The organism is Clostridium sp. (assembly GCF_050717535.1).
In the GTDB taxonomy this organism is placed as follows: domain Bacteria; phylum Bacillota; class Clostridia; order Clostridiales; family Clostridiaceae; genus Clostridium_AD.
Genome location: NZ_JBOITM010000095.1, coordinates 1 through 17172 on the forward strand (window position 1 = coordinate 1; position 17172 = coordinate 17172).

Annotated in this window: 14 protein-coding genes, 1 tRNA gene and 2 rRNA genes; 13 read left to right on the top strand and 4 right to left on the bottom strand. The window is 31.1% G+C overall.

All coding sequences use genetic code 11. The annotated features are described in order from the left end of the window. Nucleotides 1-91: ribosomal RNA gene (locus ACREVU_RS21110) — 23S ribosomal RNA — on the top strand; the annotation flags it as partial. A 64-nt stretch (nt 92-155) separates the two neighbouring features. After that, nucleotides 156-272, top strand: a 5S ribosomal RNA gene (rrf, locus tag ACREVU_RS21115). Nucleotides 273-568: 296 nt separating this feature from the next. Here the strand turns inward: rrf and ACREVU_RS21120 are convergent. The 3 genes from ACREVU_RS21120 to ACREVU_RS21130 form a co-directional block, all read right to left on the bottom strand. Further along, nucleotides 569-644 (bottom strand) — tRNA-Pro (locus ACREVU_RS21120). Nucleotides 645-754: 110 nt separating this feature from the next. Next, the gene (locus ACREVU_RS21125) at nt 755-1417 is read right to left on the bottom strand and encodes a hypothetical protein (RefSeq protein WP_431553576.1); all 663 of its coding nucleotides are present in this window, start codon (nt 1415-1417) and stop codon (nt 755-757) included. 286 nt (nt 1418-1703) lie between these two features. After that, on the bottom strand, nt 1704-2975 hold the full coding sequence (locus ACREVU_RS21130; RefSeq protein WP_431553577.1) for a dicarboxylate/amino acid:cation symporter: 1272 nt from the start codon (nt 2973-2975) through the stop codon (nt 1704-1706). A gap of 348 nt (nt 2976-3323) precedes the next feature. Here ACREVU_RS21130 and ACREVU_RS21135 point away from each other — a divergent pair, with 348 nt between their 5' ends. From ACREVU_RS21135 to ACREVU_RS21160, 6 genes are all read left to right on the top strand, one after another. Further along, nucleotides 3324-4664 (top strand): TolB family protein, encoded by a 1341-nt coding sequence (locus ACREVU_RS21135; protein ID WP_431553578.1) that lies wholly within the window; start codon nt 3324-3326, stop codon nt 4662-4664. Nucleotides 4665-4823: 159 nt separating this feature from the next. Further along, on the top strand, nt 4824-5522 hold the full coding sequence (locus tag ACREVU_RS21140; protein ID WP_431553579.1) for a response regulator transcription factor: 699 nt from the start codon (nt 4824-4826) through the stop codon (nt 5520-5522). Next, a complete protein-coding gene (locus ACREVU_RS21145) occupies nt 5523-6458 on the top strand; it encodes a sensor histidine kinase (RefSeq protein ID WP_431553580.1) in 936 nt (311 codons plus the stop codon). 151 nt (nt 6459-6609) lie between these two features. Next, entirely contained in the window at nt 6610-7533 is a 924-nt protein-coding gene (locus tag ACREVU_RS21150) for an ABC transporter ATP-binding protein (RefSeq protein ID WP_431553581.1), read from the top strand. Beyond that, a complete protein-coding gene (locus tag ACREVU_RS21155; protein WP_431553582.1) occupies nt 7526-8224 on the top strand; it encodes an ABC transporter permease in 699 nt (232 codons plus the stop codon). The genes ACREVU_RS21150 and ACREVU_RS21155 overlap by 8 nt, the downstream gene beginning before the upstream one ends. A gap of 215 nt (nt 8225-8439) precedes the next feature. After that, nucleotides 8440-9195: a CPBP family intramembrane glutamic endopeptidase gene (locus ACREVU_RS21160; protein ID WP_431553583.1), complete on the top strand. Its 756-nt coding sequence runs from the start codon at nt 8440-8442 to the stop codon at nt 9193-9195. A gap of 250 nt (nt 9196-9445) precedes the next feature. On the opposite strand, the gene ACREVU_RS21165 is transcribed toward ACREVU_RS21160, so the two are convergent. Then, entirely contained in the window at nt 9446-10195 is a 750-nt protein-coding gene (locus ACREVU_RS21165) for a helix-turn-helix domain-containing protein (RefSeq protein ID WP_431553584.1), read from the bottom strand. 188 nt (nt 10196-10383) lie between these two features. Here ACREVU_RS21165 and ACREVU_RS21170 point away from each other — a divergent pair, with 188 nt between their 5' ends. The 5 genes from ACREVU_RS21170 to ACREVU_RS21190 all read left to right on the top strand — a co-directional run bounded on the left by ACREVU_RS21170 (nt 10384) and on the right by ACREVU_RS21190 (nt 17081). After that, on the top strand, nt 10384-11658 hold the full coding sequence (locus ACREVU_RS21170; protein WP_431553585.1) for an ABC transporter substrate-binding protein: 1275 nt from the start codon (nt 10384-10386) through the stop codon (nt 11656-11658). A 79-nt stretch (nt 11659-11737) separates the two neighbouring features. Further along, nucleotides 11738-12616 carry a carbohydrate ABC transporter permease gene (locus ACREVU_RS21175; protein ID WP_431553586.1) on the top strand — a complete coding sequence of 293 codons (879 nt, stop codon included), beginning with the start codon at nt 11738-11740 and terminating at the stop codon, nt 12614-12616. Next, nucleotides 12616-13461 (top strand): carbohydrate ABC transporter permease, encoded by an 846-nt coding sequence (locus ACREVU_RS21180; protein WP_431553587.1) that lies wholly within the window; start codon nt 12616-12618, stop codon nt 13459-13461. The genes ACREVU_RS21175 and ACREVU_RS21180 overlap by 1 nt, the downstream gene beginning before the upstream one ends. 49 nt (nt 13462-13510) lie before the next feature. Continuing rightward, nucleotides 13511-15790, top strand: coding sequence for a glycoside hydrolase family 65 protein (locus ACREVU_RS21185; protein WP_431553588.1), 2280 nt, complete (start codon nt 13511-13513; stop codon nt 15788-15790). A gap of 127 nt (nt 15791-15917) precedes the next feature. Further along, the gene (locus tag ACREVU_RS21190) at nt 15918-17081 is read left to right on the top strand and encodes a class I SAM-dependent methyltransferase (RefSeq protein WP_431553589.1); all 1164 of its coding nucleotides are present in this window, start codon (nt 15918-15920) and stop codon (nt 17079-17081) included. Nucleotides 17082-17172: the final 91 nt, after the last annotated feature.

Below are 17172 nucleotides of genomic sequence, written 5' to 3' on the forward strand. Positions count from 1 at the left end.
CTCCTGGAAGAACACCAGGTTGATAGGTTAGAGGTGTAAGCATGGTAACATGTTCAGCTGACTAATACTAATAAGTCGAGGGCTTGACCAAGTTATTTAAAGATAATGCGAAAATTAATACACTGTGCAATTTTCAGAGAATATTATATTCTCTATCTGGTGATTATGGCATGAAGGTAACACCCCTTCCCATACCGAACAGGTCGGTTAAGCTTCAATGCGCTAATGGTACTGCAGGGGTAACTTTGTGGGAGAGTAGGTCATCGCCAGGTTATAAATAAAAGCTACTAAGTTTAACTTAGTAGCTTTTGTTTTGCGTAAAAATAATCAAGTTAGTTTATATAAATGAGAGTTATTAATAATAATCTGAGAGAGTAGGATGATATAATTAAGTTAGCCATTAAAAACCTATGTAATGGAGTCTCTGAGACCACCTTAGGATAATGCATTTAATATGTATCCTAAAACATTGTTTGATTTAAGGAGACCTTGTATGCATTGTAGAACGGCTTCATCTGTAATGAAAATTTATAATAAAAAAAGAGTCGTCTAATGACAACTCTTTACTTGGTCGGGGTGACAGGGATTGAACCTGCGACCTCATGGTCCCAAACCACGCGCGCTCCCAGCTGCGCTACACCCCGACGACATTTGTTATTATATAATAGAACTGTATAGATGTCAACAGTATTTACAGATAAATTTACGTAGTTACAAAATAGGATTCTTCATTTTAAATTAATTTCAATTGATATTATGCGATTGGAGGATTTACTATTTCTATTTTACAACTTGTAATTGCAGTGTCCGTACTAGTGGCTGAGACACCAGCAAATATTATACCGACAGCTTTGACATTAAGACGGCTGTTTCCAGTGGTAGTACCACCCACCATAAAATTATAAGTAGTTCCAATTAATAGATTATCTCTAATTTCTTTTTCATAAACTTGTTCACAATTTGTTTGTATAGGATTAAATAAGGACAGTGGAGTAATGCTTCCAAGAGATTCAAAAGAAGCATTGCCAAGTACTCTTATCCATGCAATACTGCGCAAAGATACAATGTATCCATTATTTAATCTTACTATACCATTACCTAATTGTGATGGATTACTTAAGGAACTGGTAGTTGTTCCTCCATTAGTTGTATTTATTTGAAGGCTTACTGGATGACCCATATCCTCAGCTGCTATGGAAATTTTATCTAGTACATTCCTAATTTGTGCTGTGCAATCACAATCAATATCTCTACATTTACAAGCCCTAGTTGGATCAGCAGGACTTGTAGCATCAGCAAGGTCAATAGGACCATTAGCTCTAGTATGACATAGTCTACAGGTAGGATGAGTATGGCAATCATCACACCAATTTCCATGGTAATGTAAATTATCAGGATTTACTTCGTATTTAGACATAATATCACTTCCCGCATTATAATATGTTCCTTAATTTAAAATTGTGATAGTAAAGCACTGGAGGAGAAAAAACTTTATGGTTAGATAGTACTAGAGTGGTTGTGGGAGATTTTAATAATAATGCTTTTATAAGAGAGGAAGGCTATGATTATTTAATGGGAAAAGGATTAAGGGATAACTGTAAAGGTTAACTTAGATATAAGTTTATAAAAAAATAAGAATACCATTTGGTATTCTTGGGAATGTGGCTAGAGTTGTGTAAACATAACTAGCCACATTATTTTTTTTACATACTACTTGTCACATTTGAATCCATTGAATTATAAACATCTAAATCAAGTTCTTTTTCTGAATTTGCAACTATGCAAGTACCAACAGCATCCCCAGTTATATTTAAAACTGTTCTTCCCATATCAAGGATTCTATCTACTGCAAGTACAAGTCCAATTCCTTCAATAGGAAGCCCTACCTGTGTAACCACCATAGTTAACATTACGGTGCCTGCACCAGGAACACCGGCTGTTCCAATTGATGCAAGTGTAGCTGATAATATTATCATAAGTTGACTTGCCAAAGTAAGCTTTATTCCAAATACTTCTGCGATAAATATAGCAGCGACTCCTTGCATTATTGCAGTTCCATCCATGTTTATTGTAGCACCAAAAGGAATGGTAAAGCTTGCAATACTCTTTTTGACACCTAGCTTAGTTTCACATGCTTCAAGATTCAAAGGTATTGTTGCATTACTACTTGATGTTGAAAATGCAAAAACCATTACAGGCCAAAACTTCTTGAAAAATTTCGTTGGGCTTAAATGTGCTATGAATTTTAAGGCGCCAAAGTATGTAACTATGCAATGAATTATAAGTCCAAGATATACAACTCCAACAAGTTTAAGAAGACTTAGAAGAACATCAAGGCCTTGAAGTGAGATAACCTTTGCAATTAGTGCGAATACTCCATAGGGAGCAAGTTTCATAACAGTTCCTATTATCTTTAGAAAAACATCATTAATTTGATTGCAGATACTAAGAAGAGGTTTTGCGGGTTCCCCAATGACACTGATTGTAACTCCGACAAAAATGGCAAATACTATAATTTGAAGCATATCACCCTTCACAAGTGCATCAAAAGGGTTTGAAGGAACCATATTCACAAATATATCCATTATAAATGGCGGTTTAGTTGCTTTAACTACAGCGCTTGTTGGAATTAGCATTCCAATACCAGGCTTAAGTAGATTTGCAAGTGTTAGTCCAATAACAACTGCAAAGGCTGTTGTTGAAAGATAGAATGATACTATCTTTCCGCTAACCCTTCCAAGTTTTTTAGTATCTCCAATACTTGCGGAACCACAAATTAGAGAAAATAAAACAAGTGGAACTACTATCATTTTAATTAAATTGAAAAAGATACTTCCAACAGGAATTAATATCCATTTATTAATGCCTAGGTTAAAGTCTTTAGGTAATAGTATATTTGAAATTATTCCATAAAGGATACCAAGAACAAGAGCAATAAAAACTTTTTTTGTAAGGTTAAGTTTCGAGAATTTCATAAATTTTCCCCCATGTTAGTGTGATTTATTTTAGCATTTTACAAATATATTAGCAGAAAAATGAGTAAATGTCAATAATTAAAAATTATTTTTCAGAATATTCAAATTAATTAAAGTATTATTAAAAATTTAATTTACTTGAGGCTCAGCTGGATAGATGTATGATGAAAATACGAATAGGGTAGATTTGTTATTTTGTTAATAATGGCTGATGTGGATGTTGCAAATAGTATTAGCTAGTGCTAGCGGGCTTGTAAAAAAAATATTAAATACCCATAAAAGAGGAAATACTAACCGAAGAACGAGTATGGTAACAAGTATTAAAGAGCGAATAAAGGAGAGAGTGGAATGATTAAAAATTCTAAAAAATTACTAACTCTAACAACTGCATTAGTTATGACAATCGCAGGAACATTTATAGGCAGTGTTCTTGCTAAAACGAAAGAAAACAAAAATCTCAATGATTTTGCAGTAATGGTTAAGGATAATAGTTTGTGGGCAGCCAATTTATCAAAATCAGATAAGGAAGTAGTGGTAGATAAAGGTGTAGCATTTGAAAATTTAAGTATTTCACCAGATGGGTTAAATGTTGCTTATATAAAAGATGGAAGCTTTTTTATAGCTGAAATTGATTTGATAGCGGGACAGAAAAAACCTATAAAAGTTGTTGACAAGGTAGTAAGTTACACCTGGGGAAAGAATACTGATTTAGCATATGCAGAAGAAAAAGGTGGGCTTAATGGGTTTAATTTAACAACTAAAACATCCTCTATTTATATTAAAAGTGAGGACCGTTATGAAGAGATGGAAAGTGATGGAAAAGGAAATATATATGCAAGTGTATATAAATATTTTACAAAGGCTGGTTATAATTATGTTAATTCCAAAGGGCTTATAAAATATGACATGAGTTCTGGTGTGGAAAGTCTAATTATAAAAGCTAAACCATGGAGTGATGATATTCCAGGTAGTAGCTTAGTACCTAAAGTTGCTGGAATTTCAAAGGATGGAGCTTATGTTTATATATGGCGTAAAGCTCAATCAGGATCAATGAATGCTGATGGAGTTCGGTTTGGTGTATATGAGGTAAAAACTAATAAGTTTATACTTTGTGATGATAAACAGGTTTTTGCTTTAGCATACAGTGATAACTTAGCCATAAATCCTCTAGATGGAAAGAAACCTGTACTTAATAATGGTGGTGTAAGAAATATGAATGTTAATAAAACAATAGGAACAGTAGATATAATAAAGGGAACATTTGCTCCTATTTTACCAGAAAGTATGATATCTACTACTAAGGACCCATACAACACTAGTGCTAAAGGAATGGTTACAATGACACCAGCTTTCTCACCAGATGGGAAAAAAGTTATATATTCAGCTTCTAGTGCGAATGATGATGCTGCGCAGTGGGCAAAGGAACCACACAATATATATACTGTAGATTTAAAAACTAAAAAGGTAGAAAAGATAACTAAGGGTGATAATTTTGGTTTTGCACCTAATTACATTTTGAAAGGAGCGGGTATTATATTTGCTAGAAAAACTGGTGACAGTATAATTTCTCTATTTAGGCTAAAAGGAAATAAGGAAGAATGTATAGCAAAAGATATTAAATTACAGGAGGATAGTTGGTATTATGGACATTATAATCTAGAAGATAGTTTGGACATTTATACTAATTAAATTAGTAATGTAAAAGGCCACTTTATCATACGGTTAAAAGATTAAGATTAATAAATTAATTCATGTATTTACCTATTATTGATAATAATAGGTAAATACACTATAATATTTGTAAAGATAAAAATGAAAACTGTATATACGAAATGAGGTAGAGGTTTTATGCACAATAAAATTTTAATTGTTGAAGATGATATTGCTATTAGCGAAATGGTAAGGAATTATTTAATAAAGGATGGATTTATAGTAACAACTGCTTTTGACGGTGAAGAGGCCATCCTTAAATATTTAAATTGCGATTTTGACATAATCCTTCTTGACTTAATGATGCCTAAATTAGATGGTATAGAAACTATGAAAATAATTAGAGAAAAGAGTTCAGTACCTATTTTAATCATGTCTGCAAAAGATAGTGATGTGGATAAAGCCATAGGGTTAGGCCTTGGAGCAGACGATTATATATCCAAGCCTTTTTCTATGATTGAATTTTCCGCGAGAATAAAATCTGCAATTAGAAGATCAACAAAGTATTCTAATAATGAAAAAGAAGAACAACTAGCGCTTATTAAAATTGGAAAGCTTAGTATGGATGTGGGTAACTTTTTAGTTAGTAAAAACAATCAAGCTATTGCGCTTACTTCTAAAGAATTTGATATATTAAAATTGTTTTTTCAAAATCCTAATAGAGTGTTTACTAAGGCTCAGATTTATAGTTTTATTTGGAAAGATGAGTACTTTGGAGATGAGAATGTAATCAATGTCCACATAAGAAGACTAAGAGAAAAGATAGAAGAGGACCCCTCAAATCCACAATACATAAAAACATTGTGGGGTATTGGGTACAAGCTGGAGGTAAATTAGATGATTATTTTATTACTAATAATTATTTTTATTTTAGTTTGTATAATACTATTTCAATATAAAATTGCAAAAGAAAGAACTGTGAGTTTGAAATATATTGTGAACAAGTTAAATAAAATTGAAAAGGAAACAACCAACGAAAAGATTCTGGTTGTTACTGAGGATAAAGCGCTTAGACAATTACTTGTAGAAATTAATGGCCTCTTAGATTTTAGCCAAAAGGTATTTGCAGACTATACAAAAAAAGAATTATCTATGGTTAAAATGCTTTCAAATATTTCTCATGATTTAAAAACCCCACTTACAGTAGTATTGGGATATATTGAAACTATAAAACTAGATAAAGATATCACAAGGGAAGAAAGAGAAATATTGCTTTCAAAGGTTCACAATAAAACTCTTGAAGTAATTGAACTTATCAATAAGTTTTTTGATTTAGCTAAGCTAGAATCAGGAGACAAGGAGATTTCTATAAGCAGAATTAATATTAATGAAGTTTGTAGAAAAAGTATATTAGACTTTTATGAAAATTTGACTGGAAAAGGTTATGAAGTGGATATAAATATTCCAGAAACTTGTATTTACGTGTTGGGTAACATAGAGGCCTTGGAGAGAATAATGAATAATTTAATTTCTAATGCTATTAAATATGGAAGCCTGGGTAAATACATAGGTCTTAATTTAAGTTATGATGACAATTTTGCCTATGTGGAGATTTTGGATAAAGGCAAAGGTATTGATGAAATTAATGTGGAAAAAGTATTTGAGAGGATGTATACTCTTGAAGATTCAAGAAATAAATTGTATCAAGGGAGTGGGTTAGGACTAACCATAACCAAAAGGCTTGTGGAAAAACTAGGTGGAGAAATTTATCTTAGGAGCAAACCTTACGCGAGAACTAGCTTTACCTTTAAGTTAAAGCGAATAACTTATTGATTTATAGAAAGCAAGGGGCTTTCGTAAGCGGTTTGTATTCTAACTTAAGAATTTTGTAAGATTTGCTTAATAAAAAAGAGAAGTCCATATTATATAATAAAGTTATAATCCATTGTGAAAACATACTAGATGGAGAAAAGAGGAATGAATCATGAATTATATATTAAGGACAACAAATTTAGTGAAAGTGTTTAAAGACAAAGAGGTTGTAACTAATGTAAATATGAATATTAAAAAAGGAGAGATATACGGTTTTTTAGGTCCTAATGGAGCAGGTAAAACTACAATAATGAAGATGATAGTAAATCTAGTTAAACCCAGCAGTGGAGAAATTGAGATTTTTGGTGAGAAACTTACTAATGGTGATTATGAAGTATTGAAACGAATAGGAAGTATCATTGAGTATCCTGTATTTTATGAGAGGCTCACTGGCAGAGAAAACCTAGAACTTCATTGTGAGTACATGGGATATTATGATAAAAGCGCCATAGATAAGGTTTTAGATCTTTTAAATTTAAAGGATATAGAAAATAAGGCGGTTAGGAAGTTTTCTCTAGGAATGAAACAAAGACTAGGAATTGCAAGGGCAATTATAACTAGACCGGAATTTTTGATATTAGATGAGCCCATTAATGGCCTTGATCCAATAGGAATCAAGGAAAGTAGAAATTTATTAAAAATGTTGTGCAGTGAATATGGTATTACAATATTAATTTCTAGTCATATTTTAGGTGAAATAGAACAAATAGCAGACACTATAGGGATAATAAATAGAGGAAAGTTAATAGAAGAAGTTTCCATGGATAGTGTTAGGCAGCAAAATACTGAATATGTAGAAATAGTTACTGCGGATTGTACAAAAGCTGCCTATATTTTAGAAAATGATTTGAATATTTCTAATTTTAAAATTATAAATAATACCACAATAAGAATATATGATTTAAAGTTAGCTCAAAAGGATATTTCAAAAGCTCTAATTTTAAAAGGTATCGATATTGAAGCTATCAATAAGAAAAATAGTTCATTAGAGGATCATTTCTTAAAACTGTTAGAAGGAAGTGAGTTAAGTGCTTAAATTAATAAAATTAGAAATGTTGAAATTTAAAATTAGTGGATATGTAAAACAAGTTATCATTGCAAATTTAGTTATTTTAGGATTTTTATTTATAGTTGTATATGGATCAAAAACCGATATGGAAATACCTTTTAGAAATTATGGCGATGTTGTTTTATTTACAGGTACTTTTGTAAGAGCTGTTTTTTCGATTTTTGCTGCGGTGATTATATCAAGAATAATAATTGGTGAATACAAAAGTAAAACTATAAATATTTTATTTACTTACCCAATAAATAGAAAAAAGATTATGGCAGCAAAGCTCGCAGTTGTTGTAATATTCGCTTTTACATCAATGGTTCTATCTAGCATTTTCTTGAATTTTATTTTGTTTATTTTAAATACTTTTATAAATTTCATTCCAGGTTCATTAACTCAGGATGTTTTAGTGAAAAGTTTAATTAATATTGTAGTGAATTCAGCAGCATTCTCCTTTGTGTGCTTAATTCCTGTATATGTGGGTATGTGGAAAAAATCAAGATCTGCCACAATAGTAACTGCAGTTATATTAGTAAGTTTATTAAATAGCGGTTCTAATGGAAATACATTAGCAACTAATACAATAATGCCACTTATCCTTGCAATTATAGGAGCAATTGTTGCTTATTTGTCTATAAAAGATGTAGAAAAAGTAGATGTAGTTAATTTTTAGAATGAATTAGTAATAGCTAATATTAAATAATAAAAACAAAAATTAGTGGCTAAGAAGTTAGCCACTAATTTTTTTTATATAATTAAAATGAACCTTTTTATCTTAATTACGTTAAAGTTACGAGAATAAAAAGGGGATATTGTATATGATTTATGCATTTACTAGATATTATAAAATATGGAGAAATTCAAAGTATAAAGGGGACGGTAATAATTATGAAAAATAAAGATATAAAGATCACTCTTATATTCACGCTAATAGGTCTTATGGCAGGTATATTCTTAGGGCTATTGTCACTTTCAACAGTTACTGAGGCAGTAAAACAAGGTATGATTTCTAAATTTGGTTCAACCATAGCAATTGTAGCTCTTTCAGCAGCACAAGTAACAGTATTTACATTCTTTTCAACTTTTATTGGACTAAAGCTTGCGAGAAAGGTAAATTTGAAATTAAATTTTAAATTCGATAAGAATAGTGCAATCTTATCAGCTGTAATAGGGGTAGTAATTGCCTTTATAATAGCTGGATCAGATAAATTCATATTTGCTCAATATCTTCCAAAACAAATAGAAATGTATACAATTTCGCCATTATATTTTATTTCAAGTATACTATATGGAGGTGTAGTTGAAGAATTAATGCTAAGGCTACTTGTAATGTCATTAATAATACTAATACTTTGGAAGTTATTTGCAAAATCAAAGGATAAGTTGGATATTCCAAATTGGATTTATATAACTGGTATTTTTCTTGCAGCTATTTTATTTGCTGCTGGTCATCTTCCTGCTACAGCACGTCTCTTAGGATTGTCTACTCCTATTTTAATAAGAAACTTTCTATTAAATGGGGTTGGAGGCATTGGGTTTGGGTATTTATATTGGAAGAAAGGATTAGCTTATGCAATTTGTGCTCATATACTAACACATATATTTATTCAAATCATATTTATGCAGATATTTTTTAAACTATAGCAAGTGGTGAACCTTACATTTATCGATATCACGGTAAACTTTCTTACATGTTTTATTTTTTATGATTGGATTAATTGAAGCTAGTTTATCAATGATTATTTTATTTGAAAAACATCTATTTCCTGTTAATTTTATTTTAATTTTCATGAAACATGGAAGGCAGATAAGCAATACTAGTTTAGTAACAAGAGATATTAGTAACGCCACCCTAGTAATTTAAGGGTGGTATTTTACTGTAAAAATAAAGTGCTTATTCTTCGTCCTCCACCAAGGAATTTGTACCTGAACACTGCTTCCTATATTCACTTGGTGTTAATCCAGTATGTTTTTTAAAAAAACGCGAGAAGTAAGTTACATGACTGAAATTAAAAGCATAGCTTATTTCACTTATGCTTGAATTTGCGTGATTCATGTACAACTTAATGGCAGCAATTCGCTGATCATTAATATATTCAGATAAGGTTTTGCTAACTTCCTTTTTAAAAGCAGCACACAAATAATTTGGATGTACATTTACAAAAGAAGAGATTTCTGCTAGAGATAAATTATTTTCAATATTTTTATTTATATAGTTGATTACACGGTTAATAAGTGGATTATAAATATTTTCCTTGTATTTTTTTAAAACCATAATAAAATCATTTAACATTTTGTATTCTAAAGCTTGAACTTCAGATGTGGTAGCAGTTTCGTCAATAAGGTTAATATAATAATCACTTAACATAAAGGAAGTCTCAGTATCTAAACCCGCTTCAATTATTGCCCGTGTAAAAAATGTACATGAGGCAATAAGTGAATACTTAAGAGAACTAAGAGGTCTTTTAGACAGCTCGGCTCGTTCTAGTGAATTGATTTGGTTCAAAACCTGGATACTTTTATCATAATCCATCTGCTTAATAGCTTGTACCAACTTACACTCAAGGGCATAAGGTGGATGGATATAAGAAGAGTACCTATTTCTAGCCATTGTATATTCAAGTTTCTTATAAATGTCTTCCAAAAAATATCACCTCTCAAAAATTAACCACAATAAAGTGTAAAATATGTTAACATTGTATAAAAAGCATACGATTTTTTGGATACAATGTCAATATACTTTAAATATTCAGGTTATATAAAAACTTAGTTGTAAAGGTATTCACTATATTTTAAGGTTCATAAAGAAAATAAAAAATAGGGGGAATTAGCATGAAAAAGTCCATGAGTACTATCTTAGCTATTGTATTAGCATTATCAACTATGACGGGATGTGCTTCAAAAAGCGGGGATGTAAAAACAGCAGATACCGCTAAAAAGGAAAAAGCAGTAATTACTGTAATTCAAAATAAGGTTGAAATTCAACCTCAACTTGAAGAGGCAGCAAAGGCATTTAATAGTTCTCAAAGCGATGTGGAAGTTCAAATATTGGGTTCAGCAGGAGATAATTTGGTAACGACTCTGCAGTCTCAGTTTGCATCAAGTCCAGAAAAAGCACCTACACTTTTTACTTGTGGAAGTGGCAGTGAGTTTGATAAATTTTTCAAATATATGGCCCCAATGGATTCTGCAAAATCAGCAGCAAAAGTTGCTAAAGGACAGGCTGATGACGCCATGAAGGATGGTAAGTTATATGGTCTACCACTTGCAATTGAAGGGTTTGGATTAATATATAACAAGACAATGTTTAAAGAGGCTGGTGTAGATCCTGCTAGTATCAAGTCAATGGATGACTTAGCTGCAGCAAGCAAGAAACTAGCATTAATTAAAGGGGTTAAAAACCCAATAGCTTTTGCCAAAGAAACATACTTCCAGTTTATGCAACCATTTAATTGGCCATTTGCAACAATGAGTAACTATAAAGAAGTTATTCCTAAGGTTATAAATGGAAAATTAAAATTAAAAGACATTCCAGAAGTTAAACAATATGCGCAGGATTTGGAAAAGCTAAAACCATATACAAATCTTGCAAAAGACAGTTATGATGATCAAGTTGCAGGGTTTGCACAAGGTAAATTCGCAATGATTCATCAAGGAAACTGGGCTCAAGGAATAATTGATGATTACAAAGTTAGTTTTGAATATGGTATGATGCCAATGCCAATCAATGGTAATGCATCATTAGCAGTAGGAAACACAAACTTCTTCCATGTAAATAACGCAGCTACAGCAGCGCAGAAGGCAGGAGCAATTAAGTTCCTAGATTGGTTATTCACAGAGCCAGCAGGACAAGCATTTGTAACGGATAAGTTTAAGGTCATTCCAGCATACAATGGTTTTGATACTAGTAAATTAGATGTTCTTTCCAAAGAAATTTCAACATATTCAGAAGAAGGAAAGACAATACCATGGACTTTCAATCTATTCCCAGCAGGTGTTGACAAGGATTGTTCAAGCGCAATGGAAAAATTCTATGCGGGTAGAACAAATGTAGATCAATTACTAGATGAAATAAATGCAGTTTGGGTTAGTGCAGCAAAGAAATAGCATACCTTCTTAGATTAAAAGCCTCCATGAGAGGCTTTTAATCTAAGAAAAATAAAAAATAGAAATGGAGAGTGTAATAATGAATAAAAAACTCAAAGGCAAAATAACTACCTCTTTGTTTGTTATTCCTTCGCTGTTTATATTTATAAATGTAGTTATTATTCCTTTTGTCATGGGAATAATATACTCATTTACAAATTGGGATGGTTTTGCTTTTAAAGGATCAACTTTTGTAGGGCTTAAAAATTATGCTGCGGTATTTGCAGATAAAAAGTTTGTCACCTCCTTTTGGCTTACAACAAAATATACTTTTGTTATGATCATACTAGTAAACATTGTGGGACTTTCACTAGCACTACTAGTAACTTCAAAGGTTAAGGGCAAAAATTTTTTTAGAGGTGTATATTTTTTACCTAACTTAATTGGTGGACTTATTCTAGGTTTTATATGGAAATTTATATTTACAAAGTTTTTTGTGCAATTTGGTGAAATTACACATACCTCAAAAATATTTTTTAATTGGTTAGATGAACCTACTGCAGCCTTTTGGGCTTTAGTAGTTGTTGGGGTATGGCAAATGGCAGGGTATGTAATGGTAATATACATAGCTTCTATAGAGAGTATATCCGAGGATGTTATGGAGGCTGCTAGTATAGACGGGGCAAACAGCTGGACTAAATTTAAAAAAATAACACTTCCGCTAATTGCACCCGCTTTTACAATAAGCTTATTTATCACACTGTCAAATTCTTTCAAACAATATGATACTAATCTTTCATTAACAAATGGTGGTCCTTTTGGAAGTACTGAATTAGTAACCATGAATATTTTTTCAACAGCCTTTAGCTATAACAAATATGCGCAGGCACAGGCAAAGTCCATAATCTTTTTCTTGGTCATAATGGTCATTACTGTTATCCAGATCTATACTACTAAGAAAAGGGAGGTTGATATGTAATGAAAGTAAAATTTAAAGCATCTAAAGCATTTATTATACTAGGAATTCTTACCGCAGCTTTTACCTTATTTCCTATGTATATTATGGTTGTCAATTCCTTTAAAGGCAGAGCAGAAATTTTTACAGATACCATAGGACTACCTAAATCATTAGATTTTTCCTATTATGTATCAGCGATCGAAAAGATGAAATTTTTAAAAGCATTGTCAAATTCATTACTTGTGACAATAATAAGTATTGTTTTAATAATACTGCTTACTTCTATGGCTGCTTGGGCAATAGTAAGAAGTAATTCAAAGCTTTCAAATTTTATATTATATACTTTTATAGCAACGATGCTTGTTCCTTTTCAGTCTGTTATGATTCCTTTAATGCAGTACATGAGTGGATGGGAAATAAAAGCTATTAATTTTTCAATGATAGATACTTATTATGGACTGATTTTTATGTACATTGGGTTTGGATCTAGCTTATCCATTTTTCTATATCATGGATTTATAAAGGCCTTTCCACGTTCATTAGAAGAAGCGGCAATGATAGATGGATGCAATAAGTTTCAGGTGTTTTGGAGAATAGTATTTCCTAACTTAAAGCCAATTACAGTTACGGTAGCTATTTTAAATGTAATATGGATATGGAATGATTATTTGCTTCCATCCTTGGTACTTAGAAGCCCTAAACTTCGAACAATTCCTCTTTCCACCTTCTATTTTTTCGGGGAATTTACAATACAATGGAATTTGGCCATGGCAGGACTTGTCCTTACCATTATACCAATAATTATTTTTTATCTGTTTTCGCAGAAATATATTATTAAAGGGGTTATGGCTGGAGCCGTCAAATAATTCAGAGTTATATTTATATTATGCATAACTCAGAAGGAGAGTAGACATTATGAAAAATGGATGGATTATTAGCGATAATAGTTTAAATGAAGAAGATTTATTAAAAAACGAAAGCATTTTTAATGTTTCCAATGGATATATAGGAATTAGAGGAAACTTTGAAGAAAAATATCCTGACAACTACGGAACAATTAGAGGATCATACATAAATGCGTTTTATGAGGAAGCTCCTATTCAATATGGTGAAAAAGCCTATGCTTTTCCAGAAAAGATGCAAAAAATAGTAAATATTACAGATGCACAAAATGTTAATATAATAATTAATGGAGAGAGGTTTTCTCTGTTTGAAGGAACTGTAAAAAATTTTAACAGATATCTTGACATGAAAGATGGCTGCTATGTTAGAGAAATATGGTGGGTTTCGCCACTGGGAAAAGAACTTAAGATAGTGATAACAAGACTCGCTTCATTAAAATATTTGGAACTATTCACTATTAATTATGAGATAGAAAAAGTTAATTTTGATGAGGGAATTATTATAGAATCTGAAATTGATGGAAATGTAACAAACTTTACAGATGAGAGTGATCCTCGATTAGGTGCGGGGCATGCTAATATTTTATCTGTAAAATCTATGGTAGTAGAAAATGATATTATGCAGGTGGTGTCAGAAACAGAAAACTCTAAGAAGCTTGTAGCTGTTACAACAAAGCATAGCTGCAATGTTAATTGTAAAATTTCTCTTGAAAATGCTTACAAAGTAGCAAAAATCATCTTTAAAACAGAGCCTGGAAAAGAAATAATAAACTTTACTAAATATAATGTATACACAGATTCTAGGCGTTATAAAAATTTAGTGAGCCAAGGTATAGATATAGCAGAGAAGATAAGCCTTGAACCTTTTGAAAAAATATTAAATGAACAAAGAGATTATTTAAAGGAGTTTTGGAGTCTGGCAGATATTAATATTCAGGGAGATGAAAAACTTAAACTGGGGCTCAGATATAATCTATTTCAACTTCTTCAAGCAGTGGGGAAGGATTCTAAAAGTAACATAGCAGCGAAGGGCTTAAGTGGAGAAGGTTACGAAGGACATTATTTTTGGGATACTGAAATTTATATGTTGCCTTTCTTTACACTATGTCAACCGGAACTTGCAAAGGGTCTTTTAAAATATCGCTTTTCCATTTTAGATAGTGCAAGGCAAAGAGCAAGAGAATTAGGACATAAAAAGGGTGCAGCTTATCCATGGAGAACTATAATAGGGGAGGAGTGCTCAGCTTATTTCCCAGGGGGAACTGCTCAATACCACATTAACGCAGACATAGCTTATTCTTATATACAATACTATTTAGCTACAGGAGATATAGATTTTATAAAAGAGTGTGGAGCAGAAGTTGTTTTTGAAACTGCAAGGATATGGATTGAGATAGGGCATTTTCACAAGGGACAATTTAAGATTGATGCGGTAACAGGACCAGATGAATATACTGCCATAGTAAATAATAATTACTACACAAATGTTATGGCAAAATATAATTTAAAATGGGCAACAAAATTGTATTATGAACTCTTAGACAAGGATTCAGAAATGTTAAATAGCTTATGTAATAAAATAAGTTTGCCTCTGAAAGAGATACAGCAGTTTGTATGCGCCTATGAAAATATGTGTTTGCCCTATGATGAAGAACTTAAAATAAATGCCCAAGATGATAGCTTTTTATCTAAAGCTGTATGGGATTTTAAAAATACTCCAAAAGAAAAATATCCACTATTACTAAATTATCATCCACTAACTATTTATAGATACCAAGTATTAAAGCAGGCAGATACTGTACTTGCACATTTTCTTGTGGAAGATGAATCAGATATCCAAACCATTAAAAATTCCTATGATTATTATGAGAAAATAACAACTCATGATTCATCCTTATCTTGTGCGGCATACAGCATTATGGCATCTAAGATAGGATATACTAAAAAAGCATACGAATATTTTATAGAAACAGCTAGATTAGATTTAGATGATACTCATGGAAACACTAAAGACGGGGTTCATACTGCTAATATGGGTGGAACCTGGATGGCAATAGTCTATGGATTTGCGGGTCTGAGAATAAAAGAAAATTATATTTCACTTGCACCAAAGCTTCCTGAAAAGTGGAAGGGACTTAAATTTAAATTTTTATATAAAGGCGCTCAGGTTCAGGTGGATATGAAAGTGGATAAAACAGAAATAACAATTCAATGTGATTGTCCAGTTAATCTAAAAGTTAATAATGTATTATACGAAATTGTAAGTAATCAGAAAATAGAGATATTGAATTAAAGAATGAATTCAAAGCAAAAGGGAGAATCTTTTATAGAGTCTCTCTTTTATTTAGTTAATTAATTTGATGTTTAATGATATAATTACAATAAAAGTAGGATTAAAATAAATAAAAAGGTGTGTTGAAATGGAAAACTTAAAGAATGCCATAAATGAAATTATACAACAGGATATTCTAAAATTAGTTATTAGTAATAAATCTAATAAGGATGTTGAATTCAATAAAATAATTTTTGTATTAAAAGAAGACAAAGAGAAACAATACTATCAAATAGAGAAATACACTGATAAGCAAATTTTCCATGAAAATATAAGTATAGATATTCTGGAAGAAAAGCTTTTAGATACTATATCATCTAATTATAAACAAGTGGATGCGTGGTCAAACACAACTACCTTTGATCTTAAAATATCTAAAAAAGGCAAGGCTCATTTAGGTAGAAAAAAAGGTGATAATATAAAACTCGCCAATAAAGGTCATAATAAAGAGAAAAATTATATTCTTAAAGAGGGCATGATAATAGAGCCTCTTATAGATCTAGGCATTTTTACAAAAGAGGGCAAAGTGGTTAATTCAATGTATGATAAGTATAAACAAATCAATAGGTTTGTTGAAATTATTGATGATGAGATTACAAGAAATGATTTTAAGGAACTTACTGTATTGGATTTTGGTTGTGGCAAGTCTTATTTAACTTTTGTATTGTACTATTATTTTGTAAATATCAAAAAAATCAATGTGAAAATGATAGGACTCGATCTTAAAGAGGATGTAATTAAAAAATGCAATGATATAGCTAAAAGATACAACTATGAAAACTTACATTTTGAGATAGGGGACATAAATGGATTCAAATATACTAATAGTGTGGATATGGTTATTACCTTGCATGCCTGCGATACAGCTACTGATTATGCATTATATAATGCAATAAAGTGGAATGCAAAGATGATTTTTTCTGTTCCATGCTGCCAACATGAATTTAATAGTCAAATTAAAACAGAATCATTGTCTATATTAACAAAGTATGGCATAGTACAAGAAAGAATTTCAGCGCTTATGACAGATGCGATAAGAGCAAACATTTTAGAATGCGCTGGATATAAAACTCAGCTTTTAGAATTTATAGATATATCACACTCTCCTAAAAACATATTAATTAGAGCTTCAAAAGCTAATATACCAGTGGAGATAAAGGAAAGTGCAATGAACGAAGTTAAAGCACTAATGGAGCAATTTAATTTAAATCCTACACTATATAATTTATTAAAAAAAGATAATTTAATTTAAATAAATATAGCAAATTCTACAGGAAAATCCTCTTATTCATTTTCGTGAAAATTATATTCACAAAAGAAAAAATATAAAAGAAAGTAGATGA